This is a genomic window from Pontibacter roseus DSM 17521 (assembly GCF_000373265.1).
Taxonomy (GTDB): Bacteria; Bacteroidota; Bacteroidia; order Cytophagales; family Hymenobacteraceae; genus Pontibacter; species Pontibacter roseus.
This window is the reverse complement of sequence record NZ_KB890766.1, coordinates 200,508-216,145: the sequence shown is the minus strand read 5'-3', so window position 1 is coordinate 216,145 and position 15,638 is coordinate 200,508. Positions and strand designations below refer to the sequence as shown.

15 protein-coding genes are annotated in these 15,638 nt (G+C 51.6%); 10 read left to right on the top strand and 5 right to left on the bottom strand.

What is annotated here, in order from left to right; translation table 11 throughout:
• The first annotated feature begins 144 nt into the window (after nt 1–144).
• From B051_RS0115265 to B051_RS0115255, 3 genes are read left to right on the top strand one after another with little or no spacing between them, the layout of a single operon-like run.
• A complete protein-coding gene (locus B051_RS0115265) occupies nt 145–1,092 on the top strand; it encodes a phosphoribosylaminoimidazolesuccinocarboxamide synthase (protein WP_018479086.1) in 948 nt (315 codons plus the stop codon).
• Nucleotides 1,093–1,146: 54 nt separating this feature from the next.
• Nucleotides 1,147–1,524, top strand: a complete 378-nt coding sequence (locus B051_RS0115260) for an STAS domain-containing protein (protein WP_007657896.1) — start codon at nt 1,147–1,149, stop codon at nt 1,522–1,524.
• A gap of 15 nt (nt 1,525–1,539) precedes the next feature.
• Nucleotides 1,540–2,457, top strand: coding sequence for a ribonuclease Z (locus tag B051_RS0115255; RefSeq protein ID WP_026236439.1), 918 nt, complete (start codon nt 1,540–1,542; stop codon nt 2,455–2,457).
• A 65-nt stretch (nt 2,458–2,522) separates the two neighbouring features.
• Here the strand turns inward: B051_RS0115255 and B051_RS0115250 are convergent, their stop codons facing one another.
• Nucleotides 2,523–3,122, bottom strand: coding sequence for a hypothetical protein (locus B051_RS0115250; RefSeq protein WP_157578936.1), 600 nt, complete (start codon nt 3,120–3,122; stop codon nt 2,523–2,525).
• 31 nt (nt 3,123–3,153) lie between these two features.
• Nucleotides 3,154–3,867, bottom strand: coding sequence for a hypothetical protein (locus tag B051_RS0115245; RefSeq protein WP_157578934.1), 714 nt, complete (start codon nt 3,865–3,867; stop codon nt 3,154–3,156).
• 380 nt (nt 3,868–4,247) lie between these two features.
• Here B051_RS0115245 and B051_RS0115240 point away from each other — a divergent pair, with 380 nt between their 5' ends.
• The 5 genes from B051_RS0115240 (at nt 4,248) to B051_RS0115220 (ending at nt 9,996) form a co-directional block, all read left to right on the top strand.
• Nucleotides 4,248–5,036 carry a queuosine precursor transporter gene (locus B051_RS0115240; protein ID WP_018479082.1) on the top strand — a complete coding sequence of 263 codons (789 nt, stop codon included), beginning with the start codon at nt 4,248–4,250 and terminating at the stop codon, nt 5,034–5,036.
• A gap of 193 nt (nt 5,037–5,229) precedes the next feature.
• Complete coding sequence (locus B051_RS0115235; RefSeq protein WP_018479081.1) at nt 5,230–6,147, top strand: EamA family transporter; 918 nt, start codon at nt 5,230–5,232, stop codon at nt 6,145–6,147.
• Between the two features lie 434 nt (nt 6,148–6,581).
• The gene (locus tag B051_RS0115230) at nt 6,582–7,163 is read left to right on the top strand and encodes a copper resistance protein NlpE (RefSeq protein ID WP_033316963.1); all 582 of its coding nucleotides are present in this window, start codon (nt 6,582–6,584) and stop codon (nt 7,161–7,163) included.
• An 88-nt stretch (nt 7,164–7,251) separates the two neighbouring features.
• Nucleotides 7,252–8,226 carry a tryptophan--tRNA ligase gene (gene trpS / locus B051_RS0115225; protein ID WP_026236438.1) on the top strand — a complete coding sequence of 325 codons (975 nt, stop codon included), beginning with the start codon at nt 7,252–7,254 and terminating at the stop codon, nt 8,224–8,226.
• Between the two features lie 348 nt (nt 8,227–8,574).
• Nucleotides 8,575–9,996, top strand: coding sequence for a S8 family peptidase (locus tag B051_RS0115220; RefSeq protein ID WP_245539640.1), 1,422 nt, complete (start codon nt 8,575–8,577; stop codon nt 9,994–9,996).
• Between the two features lie 190 nt (nt 9,997–10,186).
• Here the strand turns inward: B051_RS0115220 and B051_RS0115215 are convergent, their stop codons facing one another.
• The gene (locus tag B051_RS0115215; RefSeq protein ID WP_026236437.1) at nt 10,187–10,585 is read right to left on the bottom strand and encodes a hypothetical protein; all 399 of its coding nucleotides are present in this window, start codon (nt 10,583–10,585) and stop codon (nt 10,187–10,189) included.
• A gap of 150 nt (nt 10,586–10,735) precedes the next feature.
• Between B051_RS0115215 and hppD the strand changes: the two genes are divergently transcribed.
• Nucleotides 10,736–11,830 carry a 4-hydroxyphenylpyruvate dioxygenase gene (hppD, locus tag B051_RS0115210; protein ID WP_018479076.1) on the top strand — a complete coding sequence of 365 codons (1,095 nt, stop codon included), beginning with the start codon at nt 10,736–10,738 and terminating at the stop codon, nt 11,828–11,830.
• A 341-nt stretch (nt 11,831–12,171) separates the two neighbouring features.
• Nucleotides 12,172–13,905 (top strand): phospho-sugar mutase, encoded by a 1,734-nt coding sequence (locus tag B051_RS0115205; protein WP_018479075.1) that lies wholly within the window; start codon nt 12,172–12,174, stop codon nt 13,903–13,905.
• Nucleotides 13,906–13,962: 57 nt separating this feature from the next.
• Here the strand turns inward: B051_RS0115205 and B051_RS0115200 are convergent, their stop codons facing one another.
• Together B051_RS0115200 and B051_RS0115195 are read right to left on the bottom strand one after the other, a co-directional pair.
• Nucleotides 13,963–14,316 carry a CZB domain-containing protein gene (locus B051_RS0115200; protein WP_018479074.1) on the bottom strand — a complete coding sequence of 118 codons (354 nt, stop codon included), beginning with the start codon at nt 14,314–14,316 and terminating at the stop codon, nt 13,963–13,965.
• A 46-nt stretch (nt 14,317–14,362) separates the two neighbouring features.
• On the bottom strand, nt 14,363–15,619 hold the full coding sequence (locus tag B051_RS0115195) for a PAS domain-containing protein (protein ID WP_157578932.1): 1,257 nt from the start codon (nt 15,617–15,619) through the stop codon (nt 14,363–14,365).
• Nucleotides 15,620–15,638 lie beyond the last annotated feature (19 nt).

The window sequence follows — 15,638 nt, the reverse complement described above, 5'->3', positions numbered from 1 at the left end:
CTTTTGCTATACTTGACAGTATATACCGGTATGTCATGTAGGTTGCCTAGGCTTCTCTGTGTGCCGCTCCGCCGAACCAGCTATTATTTTTTCTCACCCAATAAAATATAGTTACCTTTGCCTCTTTACAACACGACAGACCTAATGGAGGCTATAAAAGAAACCAACTTCTCCTTCACCGGGCAGACCGGTTTTTACAGAGGCAAGGTTCGCGATGTATATTACTTTGAAGACCGACTGGCCATTGTAGCCACCGACCGGATTTCGGCTTTTGACGTGGTGCTTCCCCGTGCTATACCTTACAAGGGGCAGGTGCTCAACCAAATAGCCAGCCTTAACCTGAAGGCCACGTCCGACATTGTGCCTAATTGGGTTTTGGCGACCCCAGACCCAAACCTGACCATCGGGTACCGCTGTGAACCTTACAAGGTCGAAATGGTTATAAGGGGGTATTTGGCGGGCCATGCCTGGCGGGAATACAAAGCCGGCAAGCGTAGCGTCTGCGGTGTGTCGCTCCCGGAGGGTCTGCACGAGAACGACAGGCTTCCGGAGCCCATCATCACTCCAACCACGAAGGCGGATGAAGGGCATGATGAGGACATCTCGCGGGAAGAAATTCTGGCGAAGGGCATTGTATCTGAACAAGATTATGCTAAATTAGAAGCTTATACGCGCCAGCTCTATGCAAAAGGCACCGAACTGGCCCGGCAGCAGGGACTCATCCTGGTTGACACCAAGTATGAGTTCGGCAATTACAAAGGAGAGGTATACCTGATTGACGAAATCCATACCCCTGATTCATCGCGTTATTTTTATAGCCAGGGGTACGAGGAGCGTCAGCAGAAAGGTGAGCCGCAGAAGCAACTGTCTAAGGAGTTTGTACGGCAATGGCTGATTGAGAACGGCTTTCAGGGAAAGGACGGACAGACCATACCTGAGATGACGGACGAAGTAGTGAAAAGCATCTCGGAAAGGTATATAGAACTTTATGAGGTTTTCACAGGCCAGCCCTTCATCCGAGAAGATTACCAAAATGTGCTCTCACGCATTGAAAGTCACATAGAAGAAAACATTTTTAGCACGAAAAATTAGAATTATTAACCCGGATTTTGGTACATTCGCGTTTAAATCCTTACTGGTAGATCTATGAAGTACACGATTGATAAGAAAGAAAACTACACCATTATCACGATAGATGAGAAGAAGCTGGATACTTCTATTGCTCCGGATTTGAAATCCGAGTTCGTGAAGTTGAATGCTGAGGGGATCACCAATCTGATTCTTGACCTGAACAACGTAAAATATACTGACTCCTCGGGACTGAGCTCTATCCTGATAGCGAACAGACTGTGCAACTCTTCCAACGGCCTGCTTATTCTGACAAGCCTGCAGGACCACGTGATGAAGCTCATCACTATCTCCAAACTGGAGTCTGTGCTGAACATTCTTCCTACCGTTGAAGAGGCGATTGACCGTGTGTTCCTGCACGAGATTGAGCAGGACCTGACAAACAAGGAAGACTAACCCCCATTCGGTTTTGTGGATTTCGAACTCAGGATACTTGGCAGTTCGTCGGCCACACCATCGACCAACAGACATCATACAGCACAGCTGTTAACCATTGACAATCAGTACCACCTGATTGACTGCGGTGAGGGTACACAAATGCAGCTGATGCTTTACAAGATAAAGCATCAGCGCATTTCTAACATCTACATCAGCCACATGCATGGCGACCATTACTTTGGTCTGGCGGGTCTGCTCTCGACCATGCACCTACAGGGGCGCCACCTGCCCCTCCACCTCTTCGGCCCTCCTGGCCTTTCCGAAATCCTCAGCCTGCAGTTCAAGTACTCCGGCACCAATCTTTGCTACAAGCTTGTATTCCACGAGTTGGACACCACCACCTACCGCAAGATTTACGAGGACAAGAAAATCACGGTGCATACCTTGCCCATGGAGCACCGCGTGCCTTGCTGCGGCTTCCTGTTCCGGGAGAAGCAGAAACCGCGCCCGCTCATCAAAGAGAACCTACCCGATTTCCTGACCCCGCCGCAGCTCGTTCGCCTAAAATGGGGCGAAGACATACTGGATGAATACGGAAACGTGCTGGTGCGCAACGCTGTGGTAACATTGGAGCCTAAGCGCAGCCGCAGTTATGCCTACTGCTCCGACAGCCGCTATAAACCTGAACTGCTGCCCTACCTGCGCGGCGTTGACCTGCTCTACCACGAAGCCACCTTCACCGATGACCTGCGCGACCGGGCGCACTATACCTTCCACAGCACCGCGCGTCAGGCCGCCGAATTGGCTGCCGCCGCTCAGGTGCGCCACCTGCTGCTGGGCCACTTCTCGGTGCGATACAAAGACCTTACCCCTCTCCTCACCGAGGCGCAAAAAATCTTCCCTAAGGCCGACCTGGCCGTGGAAGGCAGCATCTTCTGCGTACGCGAGTAGGTTCTTCTGTAAAACAAAAAAGAGCCGCTAGGGCTCTTCTTTGAAGGTATGGGATATAGTGACTTTTACTTCGCCATCTGGGCTATCTTTTCAATGGGTAACGCGTTGGCCATTTTCAGGATGTTGTCTTCTTTAGTGTCATCCGCCTTCAGTGTCAGCAGCGTGTTTTGAAGGGGAATTTGCAACTCATACCCTACTGCTGCGTTCTCGCCTTCCACTCGGTTCAACACTGCCTTGTACCCTTGCACCTTCACCACTTTCTGGCTGCCGTCACCTGCGTTCGCAACAAAAGGTATAGCCAGGAGTGCCTGCAGCGAGTTGATTAGCGGAGAGTTGTTGATGATGTCTATTGTGGTGGCTTTGGGTTGAGTACCATAGCTCCGGTGCACATACAGCCCCATACCTACTCCGCCGCCGGTTCCGTTCACATCATCTTCCTTCACATTCGCGTTTCTATCTTCTAACTTGGTGGGGAGCATTTTCAGGATTTCCTTCCCTATTTCCACATCCAGGTTGCGCAGCATCTGCTCCATCGCAAAGCGGGAGTTGTTCAGGTTACCGGCTGCATAAGTGGTTTGCGCCTCGGTCATGCTCTTGTTGAAGTCCTGGCTATACACCACGCTGGAGAACAACATAAGAGCTAATAAAGTGATTGTATGCTTCATCTTTCGTCTGATTTCTTTGTTTTGGATTACGCTATTTCTCTCCCAGCATTTTCTTGATGCCATCTATGTCAACAGTATTGGCGGCGGTCATCACCTCCTGTTCGTTTTTGAAGTTCACGCCTTCATAAATCAGCATCGACGACTGCCCCATTGGCACTGTCAGCTTGTAGCCAGTGTTGTCATCATACTCTATCACGGCGCGGTGGCCTTTCACCTTGGTCTGCTTCCAGTTGGGCTGCTCGCCGCCGGATGTCTGAGCATAGCCGCCGTTGGTCAGGTACATGTTCACTGCCGATAACAGAGCCGCGTTGTTCGCTACCATCACCCGCAGTTCCTTTTCGTTGCCATCGGTATACTGGCGCGTGATGGTCAGTCCGGTCCAGCCCCAGCCGCTGCTGGCTACCTGCTCCACATTGGCATCTTTGTTCAAACCGCTTATCGTTTCAGGCAGCGACTTTAGAATCTGCTGGCCTATTTCCAGTTCTACTCCTAACATAGCCTGGCGCACGGCATACCGGGCTTCTCCGTAGGTACCCGCTTTATAGGCTTTTTCAGCATCTGTCAGGTTCTGCTTCACGTCTGGCGGCGTCGAAATCAGCCCTTCTCCTCCTTTGTTGCGGGCTCTGCCACTACTACTTTTGTCGGCTGTCGGTGCATCGGCACCCACGCCTGCCTTCTCCTGAACTGTTTTGTCCAAGGCTTGCTCAGCCAGGTTATTGGCCTTCTGCTTCAGTTTGTTTAACATACCCCCTTGGGCTGATGCCTCCTGCAGCCCTAGGAAAAGCACTATTGCCAAAACACATGCAAACTTCTTTTTCATAATTATAGGATAAGTGATGGTAAGACGCTTTGAAATAACAAACTTACCTTTTTCATGCATATATTTATAATGATTATAACATTATTTAGCATCAGGAATGTATTCTTTGCTTAACTGCCTTAAATTTAATGTTAACAGAAGCTACAGGATGAGACAGGTATAGCCAATACAAAGCATATAGTTTCAAGCTAAAGTTATAAAGCAGGCAAAAATCATGGGGCGCTCACAACATGAGCGCTAGCTACACCACTTGTTTAAGCAAGGAGCAACCTGTAAACTTGCCTTCTGAAGTATAAGCCCGACCTATGTCCCAAACCGCTCCCTCTGAAAAAAAGCGCACGCACCTTTTCCTCATCCTGAGTGGCGTGTTCCTGGCCAATGCCTTGCTGGCTGAGTTGATTGGCGTCAAGATTTTTTCTGGTGAGGCGCTGTTCGGACTGCCTGGGGCGCAACTGGATATACTGGGCACGAAGCTCGACTTTAACCTGACGGCTGGCGTAATCATCTGGCCAGTGGTGTTTGTGACTACCGACATCATTAACGAGTACTTTGGGAAGGAAGGCGTGAAGAAGGTGAGTGTACTTACGGTCATCCTCATCCTCTACGCCTTCCTTGTGATTACCGCGGTAACCGGTTTGCCGCCCGCTGCCTTTTGGCTGGAGGTGAACAACCAGGACCAACAGGGGAATCCGTTCAACATCGACTACGCCTTCAACGCCATTTACCGGCAGGGGCTTGGTATCATCATTGGCTCAGTAGTGGCCTTTCTTCTCTCGCAGTTCCTCGATGCCACCGTGTTCCATTGGCTGCGCAGCTTCACAGGAAGCAGCAAAATCTGGCTGCGGGCCACCGGTTCCACCCTTGTGTCGCAGCTTATCGATAGTGTGGTGGTGCTGTTTGTGGCTTTCTACGTGTTCGGCAACTGGACATTGACCATGGTGTTCTCGGTGGCCGCCATCAACTATATCTATAAGTTTTTTATTGCCATCGCGCTCACGCCATTGCTATACCTGGCGCACCACCTCATAGACAATTACCTCGGACGCCCTACCGCAGAGGCTATGGTGGAGGAAGCGGCCGTGAAGAGCGAATAGCGGAATATAGTTTTGTTTTTCTGAAGGAGGTGTTACCTTTGCAGTCCTTTAAGAAATGGCTGCACACTTAGCACATACACAAATCTTCATTACCGGGTACGTCCTCCACGACCTGTAAGAGCACTCCTTTTCCTGCATGAGGGGGTGCTCATGCCCCCACATTTCATTCTGTATTTCATTTTAAGGAACAACTATGTTCAAAGGGATTGCTTTGGTTTTCCTGGGAGCGTGCAGCTTCGGGATTCTTTCTACGTTCGTTAAACTTGCCTACCGCGAGGGCTATACCTTGGGTGACGTGACAGGCACACAAGTCTTTTTCGGCTTTGTGTTGCTGTGGTCCATCGTGCTGCTGCGCCGTATGTTCACTAAAAACACCAACCGCTATACCTCTACGCTTACCGACAAACTGAAACTGGTGGCTATGGGTACGAGCACGGGCCTAGTGAGCATATTCTACTACAAGTGCGTGCAGTTGGTGCCCGCTTCTATTGCCATTCTGCTGCTCATGCAGTTCACCTGGGTGAGCCTGCTGCTGGAAGCGGTCATCAAGCGAAAACTGCCCGGACTGTCGCAGGTAGTTATGGTGCTGCTGGTGCTGCTGGGCACAGCACTGGCCGGGCGTCTGTTCTCCGGCTCTATACCTGATTTTGACTGGCGGGGAGTTGGCTATGGTATGCTGGCCGCTGTCTGCTACTCGGTGTTCCTGCTGGTGAGCGGCGCCGCTGGAAACAACATGCATCCTACCACTAAATGCGCTTTGCTATTGACCGGAGCCTGCATCCTGGTGCTGAGCATCTTCCCACCTGTTTTCCTTATCAATGGTTCTCTGTTTGATGGCCTGCTGAAGTGGGGACTGGTGCTGTCGGTGTTCGGCACGGTGATTCCCCCGCTTTTCTTTGCCTACGGTATACCTCGCACGGGGCTGGGGCTCAGCGCCATTCTGAGTGCCGCCGAACTTCCAGTGGCCGTGGTGATGTCATGGGTGGTGCTACAGGAAGAGGTATGGCCGGTACAGTGGCTGGGGGTATTGCTCATACTGGCTGCTATTGCGCTTTCAAATCTGGGTTCCGTCTACCAGAAACGTCGATTGAAAAAGCTTACAACAGCCTGATATATTTTCCAATTCCTAACTTAGATACAGTGCCTATGATGTAATGCCTTTAAAAACATAAGTAAGATTTGATTTTTTTTTGAATGACTGGGTGTGGCCTTCGGGTTTACCGCCTGGTCATTATTTTTTATGGCTGCCCCAACTCTGCCGCCACCAGCTCCACCGAAATCAGTGCAATTCTTAAAACGCCAACAGGCAGCACAACTCCAACAAGGCACTTGCGTAATGTACACCTCAGGCCTTCGAACGGATTGAAATGCAAGAAGCTATACCGTACAATAAATCATACCATACCTCAGTTTAATAGAAAGCACGCCAGTTGTTTCTGAATCCGTATACGGCCATTGTCCTATACCTGCAGCGGACGCAGCATGCCACGGAAGCAGAAAACTGGTACACTTTCTGATAAGATGCTTTCAGACTATCTCCCTTATATGAAGACATTATTCACATTACTCGTCCTATTTTCAGTAACACTGGGATGGCAGCAAGTGCAGGCCCAATCCGGCAGAAGCTACGAAGAATGGCTGCAGTCATCCACGGGCAAGAAGGCGGCCGCCAAGCCAGCCAGAACGGCCAGCAGCACTAGCAGAGCCACCAAGGCAACTTCCAAAACGACAGCTCCTGCAGCAAAGGCTGAGGAGTCAGCCGCAGCGCCTGCCGAGGCCATGGCAGCCCCAATGGGTACGTTCACGGGCACCCTCCCCTGCTCTGATTGCCAGGGCATCAGCACAGAGCTTGTGCTGAACGCAAGCGGCTCTAACCGCACGTTCAACATGAAGCAGGTATACCAGGGCAGGCCAGCAGACAAAAGCATGGTGACCAGTTCCGGAAAATGGTTTCTAGCCAAAGGCAACAAGCAAAATTCGGATGCGGTTATACTGCAGCTCATCCCAACGGCTGGCAACATCGACCCGATGTACTTCCTCCAGGTGAGCGAGGCGGAAGTGAAACTGCTGGACCGGACACAAGCTGAGATACAGAGTAAACAGAACCACTCGCTGCTTAAACACTAGCCCCCCTGCTGCCCATAATTGTATCAGGATTGGTGGGCGTGTTTTCAGCAATTTGCGTTACTTTGCAGACGCAAACATTCTCCTGATTATGGCACGTTATCTTACGGGTATCCAGAGCACAGGCCGTCCGCACTTGGGCAACCTGCTGGGCGCCATCCTACCTGCAATTGAACTTTCGAAAGCCTCGGAGGAGCAGGCGCTCTTCTTCATAGCCGACCTGCACTCGCTCACAACCATACGCGACCGCGAGGTGCTGCGCCATAACACCTACTCAGTGGCCGCAGCCTGGCTGGCCTTCGGTTTTGACACGGACAAGCACATCCTATACCGCCAGTCCGATGTGCCGATGGTGACGGAGCTGACCTGGTACCTCAACTGCTTCGCGCCCTTCCCGATGCTGGCCAACGCCCACTCCTTCAAGGACAAATCGAACCGCAGGGGCCTGGCCGACGTGAACGCCGGTCTTTTCACCTACCCTGTGCTTATGGCCGCAGATATCCTGATGTATGACGCCAACATCGTGCCTGTGGGTAAAGACCAGATACAGCACCTGGAGATAGCACGCGACATCGCCAGCTCCTTCAACCATATTTACGGCGATACCTTTGTGCTGCCGGAGGCGAAGACCGATGAAACGGTGATGACGGTGCCGGGCATAAACGGCGAGAAGATGAGCAAGTCCTACGGCAACATCATCGATATATTTGAGGCTGACAAGCCACTGCGCAAGACCATCATGAGCATTGTGACGGACAGCACGCCACTCGAAGACCCAAAAGACCCCGCTGAGGATACGACCTTCAAGCTATACAGCCTCCTGGCCAGTCCTGAGCAGATAGTGGCCATGCGCAACAACTACGAAAACGGAGGCTATGGTTACGGGCACGCCAAACAGGCGCTCTACGAGCTGATTGTAAGCAAATATGCCAAGGAGCGGGAACTGTTCAACTACTACATGAACAACCTGCCGGAAATTGATAAGAAGCTGCACGAAGGCGCTGAGAAGGCAAAAGCCATCGCGACTCCGGTGCTGCAGCGCGTGCGGGAGAAGCTGGGGTACTAAAACCTAACTTGTATCAAACAGAAATCGGCGGCTGAACAATGTTCAGCCGCCGATTTCTGTTTGGCAGGTTCTCGGTGAGGAATAAATAGCTTTCAATACACGGTAGTATTGTAACTGCGCCGGCATATTTCTTAAATTATCTGAACAGGATATAGCCCAGTAGAAAAACGATGAGACAGACCATTGCATTTCAATGCTACTATAAGCGCCATAGTATGGCAGGTTAAGACCATAAAGTATTCAAAATATCAATTATAAAATTTATAATTTTAAAAAAAATAATTATACAAAATTAGATTAATTATAGATTTCTTTCGTAAACTCATATCTTACTAAAAGCTAGAAGCCATGAAAGAAGGTAATCCCTTAACAAACCGATTGTACAAAAACCTGGACGGCATCAGATTTGGCAGACTATTAGCCATGCTGACAGTGGCGTCTTCCTTGACAATCCTCACTGCCTGCGAAGGAGTAGACACCCCTGTGGAGCCCGCTGCTGAGCTTTCCCAAGCCGCCCTTTCCCAACAAACAAACGGAATGATAGGCATCAACGTGTTGCTCAAGGCTCCCATCACAGCCAGTGCCCTGACAGAGTTGGGCAAGTATGGCACTGTGCTGGAAGTAATTCCGGAAATCAACGCCCTGACCATGCGCGTACCGAAGAGCCAGCTCGCCGTCATCCAAAAACTCCCTCTGGTGGACTCTGCTAATCCGGACGCCGAGAGGAAAGGCGCGCCAGTTGACGCGGTGTCTGTCACCGACTTTTCTGGTGGCCTGAATACCTGGAACTTGGATGCCATCAACGTGACTGATTTCCGTGCAGGACGAACCGTGCAACAGGATGCCACGGGCGTCTATGTAGGAGTGCTTGACACAGGCCTGCTGGACTCATGGCGGCAGTATTTTCCGCAGGAAAGAATTGCCACACAGTATGCCAAATCATTTGGCGGCGGTGGCGGTGAGCATGGAAACGTATCGGAGCAGCCCAACAAGTGGGAGCACGACCAGAACTCCCATGGAACGCACGTGACCAGCACCATCATCGGCTTTAACCTAGGAGGCACCGCCATCAATGGGGTCGCTCCCAAGGCTACCATTATTCCGGTCAAGGTGCTGAATCAAAATGGATCCGGCTGGTCTTCCGTGGTTGCCCGTGGCGTCGTCCACATGGCCAACTTGAAAGCAGGCCCCTTGAATGGTTCTCCGGTCGTGGTGAACATGAGCTTGGGTGGCGGTGTGCTGGACGCTGTGGAGAAAGCCGCAATAGACTATGCCATTGCTCAGGGTGTCATCATTGTGGCATCTGCGGGAAATAGCGGAGCGGCCGGCATGGGCTACCCTGGCGCCTATGCACCGGTCATCAGCGTGGCGAATGCAGGCCTGAAGGAAGAAGGAAGCGTGCCTGCCTGGTGGTATGCCCTGGATGTGCCTGACCCGACTAACCCAAGTAATTTCTACCTTGCGCCTTCCTCCAGCCGAGCCCGGACAGGTCAAGACCTAGATGTTACCGCCCCGGGTTCCAAAGTAGTTGGACCTTATCAATATAACAGTGGCCAACTATCGTACTACTACCTCACCGGCACCTCTATGTCAAGTCCGCATGTGGCGGGCATCGTGGCGCTCATGGCACAGCACAACCCATCACTAAACGCGGCGCTGGCAGAGAGCAAGTTGGAATCTGCCGCCATCCCAATGCCTGGTTTTGCGGAAAGAGAGGTTGGTCATGGCTTTATCACGGCGGATGCAGCTCTAGCAGCGTTGCAGCAATAAGCAGCAGGCGAACCCAAGGACTTGCTTAGTTAAGAAATTTCTTGCTGCTATACCTGTCCCCGAGGTTGTACCGCCTTCAACTCAAAAGAGCCGCACCTGCCCCAGTTACACACGGGGCGGGTGCGGCTCTTTTTACTTTATAGCTTAGGAACGGAGGCTGTATACCTTCTTAGTTATTCCGCTTTCTTAGTTACTCCGCCTTCCAGAGTTCGCGCTCCTGGTTGCCGATGAGCACCACAAAGCGGGCAGGGTTGGCAGCCAGCACCAGGCGCATCTCCACTCCCGGGAACTCATCTGACTCAATCCATACACCTTCGCGCTCGCCGTCCGGTGTCACGTGGTCGCCATTCAGGGAGCTAGGCACGTAGGCCGTGGGCAGCAGGATGTCCGCATCAGAGCGCAGCTTGCCATGCACGTCCTCTAGCACATCTTCCAGGTAGTCGCCATATTCCTCGTTGAAGTCATCTTCCAGGTCGTGCAGTTCTTCTTCAATGTCATCGTAGCGCTCATCGTTGTAGTCGAGCGCGTTTAGCTCTTCTTTCTTTCGGATGATGGCTTCCAACGAACTGTTTAGGGCATTTGCATTCATAGCTTCATTGTGTTTTTTACAAAGTTGAAAACATGACCCAGCAATTGCAAGAAATACAAGGTATTATTTATACCTGCTAGTCCTCGGTTTTGATTAACGTGCAAAAGCTGTATTTTTACAAAAAGTATTTTTTAAACCATACCTATACCTATGGCAACAGATATTCTGCCGCTCAACGGCACCGACCATATCGAGTTCTACGTGGGCAATGCCAAGCAGGCGGCTCACTTCTACCAGACGGCCTTTGGCTTTAAGTTGGTAGCCTATGCAGGCCCCGAGACAGGTGTGAGAGACCGTGCCTCCTACGTGGTACAGCAAGAGAAAATACGCCTGGTGCTCACCACCTCCCTCGACCCTAACTCTGACATAGCGCAGCACGTGCACCTGCACGGTGATGGCGTAAAAGTGCTGGCCCTGTGGGTGGACGATGCCGAGGCCTCGTTTCGTGGCACGGTGGAGCGCGGCGCTAAACCAGCCCTGGAGCCAAAGACACTTACCGATGAGCATGGCGAAGTAAAAGTAGCCTCTATCCATACCTACGGCGATACCATCCATACTTTTGTGGAGCGCCGAAACTACAGCGGCGTGTTTATGCCAGGCTATGAGCCACGCCAGAGCCTGCTGGAAGTGGAGCCGGTTGGCCTCAAGTATGTGGACCACTGTGTAGGCAACGTAGAGCTGGGCCGCATGAACGAGTGGGTGAAGTTCTACGAAGACGTGATGGGCTTCAAACTGCTTCTCACCTTTGACGACAACGACATCAGCACTGAGTATACCGCCCTCATGTCCAAGGTGGTGTCTAACGGAAACGGCTACATCAAATTCCCGATTAATGAGCCGGCCGAAGGCAAGAAAAAGTCTCAGATTGACGAGTACCTGGAGTTCTACCGCGGTGCAGGCGTGCAGCACATTGCCGTCGCCACCAACGATATCCTGCACACCGTATCGGAACTGCGCCGCCGTGGCGTGGAGTTCCTGCGCGTGCCGGAGACGTACTACGAGGACTTGGTTGAGCGCATTGGTCACATCGATGAAGATATGGCGGACTTGCGCAAACTCAACATCCTGGTAGACCGCGACGATGAAGGCTACCTGCTGCAGATTTTCACCAAGCCCGTGGAAGACAGGCCAACGGTTTTCTATGAGATTATCCAGCGTAAGGGTGCCAAGTCATTCGGAAAAGGCAACTTCAAGGCACTCTTCGAAGCCATTGAACGGGAGCAGGCGCTGCGCGGCAACCTTTAGACAAAAACCAAAGTATAGCCGGTTGTAAACCTGCGCTAAATACCTTTATATTGATATTTCTATATCACACCAGTTCTTCAAAGCCGACGGTCGGTCCACAAGGAACTGGTGTGATTTTTTGTGGAAGTGGAGGTATAGCCAACCTGCTTGCTTTACCCACCTTTTGCGAGGGAGGCAACATATAGTTACTAAGTATTTATAGAGCGATAATCCTGCCCCTCCAAAGGAAAACTTTTCTAAATATGTAATTGAATAGACCTATACGCATAAACAGAGTTTCCCTATGGAGGGGACAGAGACAACAGAAGAAAGTCACAAATACTATTATTACCAAAAAGACTATGATTGAACCTACTATACAAAACAAGATTGACTCCTGGCTGAGCGGCAACTACGATGCGGCCACCAAAGCCGAAATAAGCGCGCTGTTGGAGCGCAACGAGCATGAGGCGCTTGCCGATGCCTTTTACAAAGACCTGGAGTTTGGCACAGGTGGTCTGCGCGGCATCATGGGTGCGGGCAGCAACCGCATGAACCGCTATACCTTGGGTATGGCTACGCAGGGACTTTGCAACTACCTCCGTCAGAACTTCCCGAACGAGCAGGTGAAGGTGGCGATTGCCCACGATTGCCGCAACAACTCCGATGTGTTCGCCCGCATCGCCGCTGAGATTTTCTCTGCCAACGACTTCCAGGTATACCTGTTCGAGGCGCTGCGCCCTACGCCTGAGCTGTCCTTCGCCATACGCCACCTGGGCTGCCAGAGCGGCGTGGTCGTGACGGCCTCACACAACCCGAAAGAATACAATGGCTACAAGGTATACTGGAACGACGGCGCGCAGGTGACGGCCCCTCACGACAAAAACATCATCACGGAGGTGAACAGAATCACGTCTATCGATGAGGTGAAGTTCGAGCCAAAGCCGGAGAACATCCAGATGATTGGCCGTGAAGTAGACGAAGCCTACATGGAAAGAGTACTGGGTCTGTCGATTTCACAGGATGCCATCCAGCGTCAGCATGACCTCAAAATCGTGTTCTCCTCCATACACGGCACAGGCATCACCCTGGTGCCGGAGGTGCTGAAGCGATTCGGTCTTACCAACGTGCATGTGGTGGAAGAGCAAGCCACGCCTGATGGCAACTTCCCTACCGTAGTATACCCGAACCCGGAAGAGAAAGAGGCCATGACGCTGGCCCTGAACAAGGCGCGCGAAGTCGATGCGGACCTGGTGCTGGCCACCGACCCAGACTCTGACCGCGTAGGTATAGCCGTGCGGAACCTGAAAGGCGAATTCGTGCTGCTGAACGGCAACCAGACCGGTGCCCTGCTAATGAACTACCTGCTGCTGGCCTGGCTGCAAGCCGGCAAACTCACTGGCAAGGAGTTCATCGTGAAGACCATCGTGACCACCGATTTAATCAAAGACATAGCCGACAGCTACAACGTGAAGATGTACGAGACGCTGACCGGCTTCAAGTACATCGCTGAGAAAATCCGTGAGCTGGAAGGCAAAGAAGATTACATTGGAGGCGGAGAGGAAAGCTACGGCTACATGATTGGGGACTTTGTGCGTGACAAGGATGCCATCTCTGCCTGTGCCCTGATAGCCGAAATGGCCGCTGTGGCGAAAGACAGGGGCCAAAGCCTGTTCGAGATGATGGTGGAGATGTATACCCAGCACGCGTTTTATAAAGAAGAACTGGTGTCTTTTACTAAAAAAGGACAGCGCGGTGCAGAGGAGATACAGCAGATGATGGCCGACATGCGCGCCAACCCACCGCAGTCTGTGGCCGGCTCTAAAATAGTGGAAATAAGCGACTACAAGTTTGGTACGCGCAAGGACCTGCTGACCGGCGAAGAGTCGAAGCTGGACCTGGAGAGCTCCAACGTGCTGCAGTACTTGACGGAGGATGGTAGCAAGATATCGGCCCGCCCATCCGGCACCGAGCCTAAAATCAAGTTCTACATAAGTGTAAACGAGCCCTTGGCCTCCAAGGAAGAGTACGATTCCACAGAGCGGAAGCTGGACCAGAAAATAGAGCAGATTCTGGTGGACCTGAAGCTGAAGTAAACCTCTAAAACACCAAGGCCGGTAACATGCAGTTGCCGGCCTTGGTGTTTTATTCAGTTACTTTTGCTGAAGCTTCTTATCGAGGTTGGAAAGCAGCTCAATGAACTGGTCTGACTTCATTTCAACGCTCTTTAGCCCTTCGTGCGCTTGGTCGATGTTGCCATTGCTGTACAAGGTATACAGTTCCAGGGCCAAGCTGTTCATTTCCCGGTGTAGCCTGGCAAGTGATGAAATGGCGGGCTCACTGGCATAACGCACCCTCCCCACCGTGGTGAACCAGACGTCTATCGGCCCTGCAGAAGAGAAAAATGCAGCATCAAAAGTGCCTCCATACAGGAAAGAGCGCACCTTCGACTTATAAAGGATATGCTTTATCCTGAGCTGCTGAAAATCTATTTGGGCTATATCCATCTACCGCTGAACCTTCCCCTCTCCCAGTGCATGGTTCGTCATGGTGCTACTCCTGTCCAGGGGTTTCCAATTTCCGTTTGTACAATACTTCGTTGGTGATATCATAGCCAAAGGCCAGTATCCCTGTCACATTGCCGGCTTCAAAAATAGGTTGGTACGAGAAATTGAAGAACCGTTCCTCAAGAGGCCCCTTCCCATTCTTAGGCAGCAGAATGGGCACTCCCTCTGCCACGAAAATTTCGCCAGTGTTGTACACGTTGTCAAGCAGTTCTATGAATCCCTGTTGTTTAATTTCAGGCAGCGCCTCTCCCAAGGGCAGGCCCACCAGTTGGCGACCCGGGTATAGCTGCTGGTACTTGTCGTTGAGCAGTTTGAACCTATGCTCAGGCCCTTCCAGAATGACAAACATGGCGGGAGCCTCCATCATCAGCATCTCCAGCATCTTGCGTTCCGACTCCGCCTTCTCGTAAGCCTGTTGCACCTGGTCAGACAACTGCGCCATCTGCTCGTTGGACTCCAGTAGTTCCTGCACCAGTTTGCGTGTGTCGTGTATGTCGGTAGAGCTGCCCACCCACATGGTGATGGCACCGTTGGTGTCCTTCATCGGGATGGAGCGGCAGAGGTGCCAGCGGAAGGTGCCGTCCTTGTCACGCTTGCGCAATTCTATCTGCATGTCGGTGCCGGCCTTAGAGGCGGCTTCCCATTTCGCTCCTGTTTGTTCCAAATCATCGGGATGGATGATGGCTTGCCAACCGTTCTGCATCAACTCGTCCACCGCAATGCCTGTGTACCCCTCCCACCGCTTGTTGAAATAAGTCAAGTTGCCATCCTTGTCCGTGGTGAAAACCAGCTGTGGCAATTCATCTGCCATGAACCTGAATTTCTCTTCGCTAGCATTCATCGCCTTCCTGGCCACTTCCCGCTCCGTCACGTCGTTGGCTTTCTGCACGATGTATTCCACGTTCCCTTCGCTGTCCAGCACAGGCATCTGGCTTACTTCCCAATAGCGTTCCTCATACCCGCCACCTTCTGATTCAGGTCGCTCCACATCGTAGCGCATCACCTCCAGCCGAGCGGTAGCTTTTGTTTTCAACACCTGGTCCAGGCTCTTCTTAACAGGGTTCTCTTCGTAGGGTATTTCCTTCTCTGGAAAAGCTTCTAACAAAAATTGCTTACCAATGATTTGCTCTCTGGTACGCATACTGTTTTTCAGAAAGGCATCGGTTGCAGCAAGTATGGTATACTCCGGAGATATGACAACAATTGAATCGGTAAGGGTATTGAATAATCTGCTATAATCCATTGCGAAAGGCATTCAGTAA

Bases quoted from the DNA above. Each gene is read 5' to 3' on its own strand.
- hppD (WP_018479076.1), top strand. From the start codon at position 10,736: ATGGCAACAGATATTCTGCCGCTCAACGGCACCGACCATATCGAGTTC.
- B051_RS0115250 (WP_157578936.1), bottom strand. From the start codon at position 3,122: ATGAAGCATACAATCACTTTATTAGCTCTTATGTTGTTCTCCAGCGTG.
- B051_RS0115265 (WP_018479086.1), top strand. From the start codon at position 145: ATGGAGGCTATAAAAGAAACCAACTTCTCCTTCACCGGGCAGACCGGT.
- B051_RS0115205 (WP_018479075.1), top strand. From the start codon at position 12,172: ATGATTGAACCTACTATACAAAACAAGATTGACTCCTGGCTGAGCGGC.
- B051_RS0115195 (WP_157578932.1), bottom strand. From the start codon at position 15,619: ATGGATTATAGCAGATTATTCAATACCCTTACCGATTCAATTGTTGTC.
- B051_RS0115245 (WP_157578934.1), bottom strand. From the start codon at position 3,867: ATGTTAAACAAACTGAAGCAGAAGGCCAATAACCTGGCTGAGCAAGCC.
- B051_RS0115230 (WP_033316963.1), top strand. From the start codon at position 6,582: ATGAAGACATTATTCACATTACTCGTCCTATTTTCAGTAACACTGGGA.
- B051_RS0115215 (WP_026236437.1), bottom strand. From the start codon at position 10,585: ATGAATGCAAATGCCCTAAACAGTTCGTTGGAAGCCATCATCCGAAAG.
- B051_RS0115220 (WP_245539640.1), top strand. From the start codon at position 8,575: ATGAAAGAAGGTAATCCCTTAACAAACCGATTGTACAAAAACCTGGAC.
- B051_RS0115235 (WP_018479081.1), top strand. From the start codon at position 5,230: ATGTTCAAAGGGATTGCTTTGGTTTTCCTGGGAGCGTGCAGCTTCGGG.
- B051_RS0115260 (WP_007657896.1), top strand. From the start codon at position 1,147: ATGAAGTACACGATTGATAAGAAAGAAAACTACACCATTATCACGATA.
- B051_RS0115200 (WP_018479074.1), bottom strand. From the start codon at position 14,316: ATGGATATAGCCCAAATAGATTTTCAGCAGCTCAGGATAAAGCATATC.
- trpS (WP_026236438.1), top strand. From the start codon at position 7,252: ATGGCACGTTATCTTACGGGTATCCAGAGCACAGGCCGTCCGCACTTG.
- B051_RS0115240 (WP_018479082.1), top strand. From the start codon at position 4,248: ATGTCCCAAACCGCTCCCTCTGAAAAAAAGCGCACGCACCTTTTCCTC.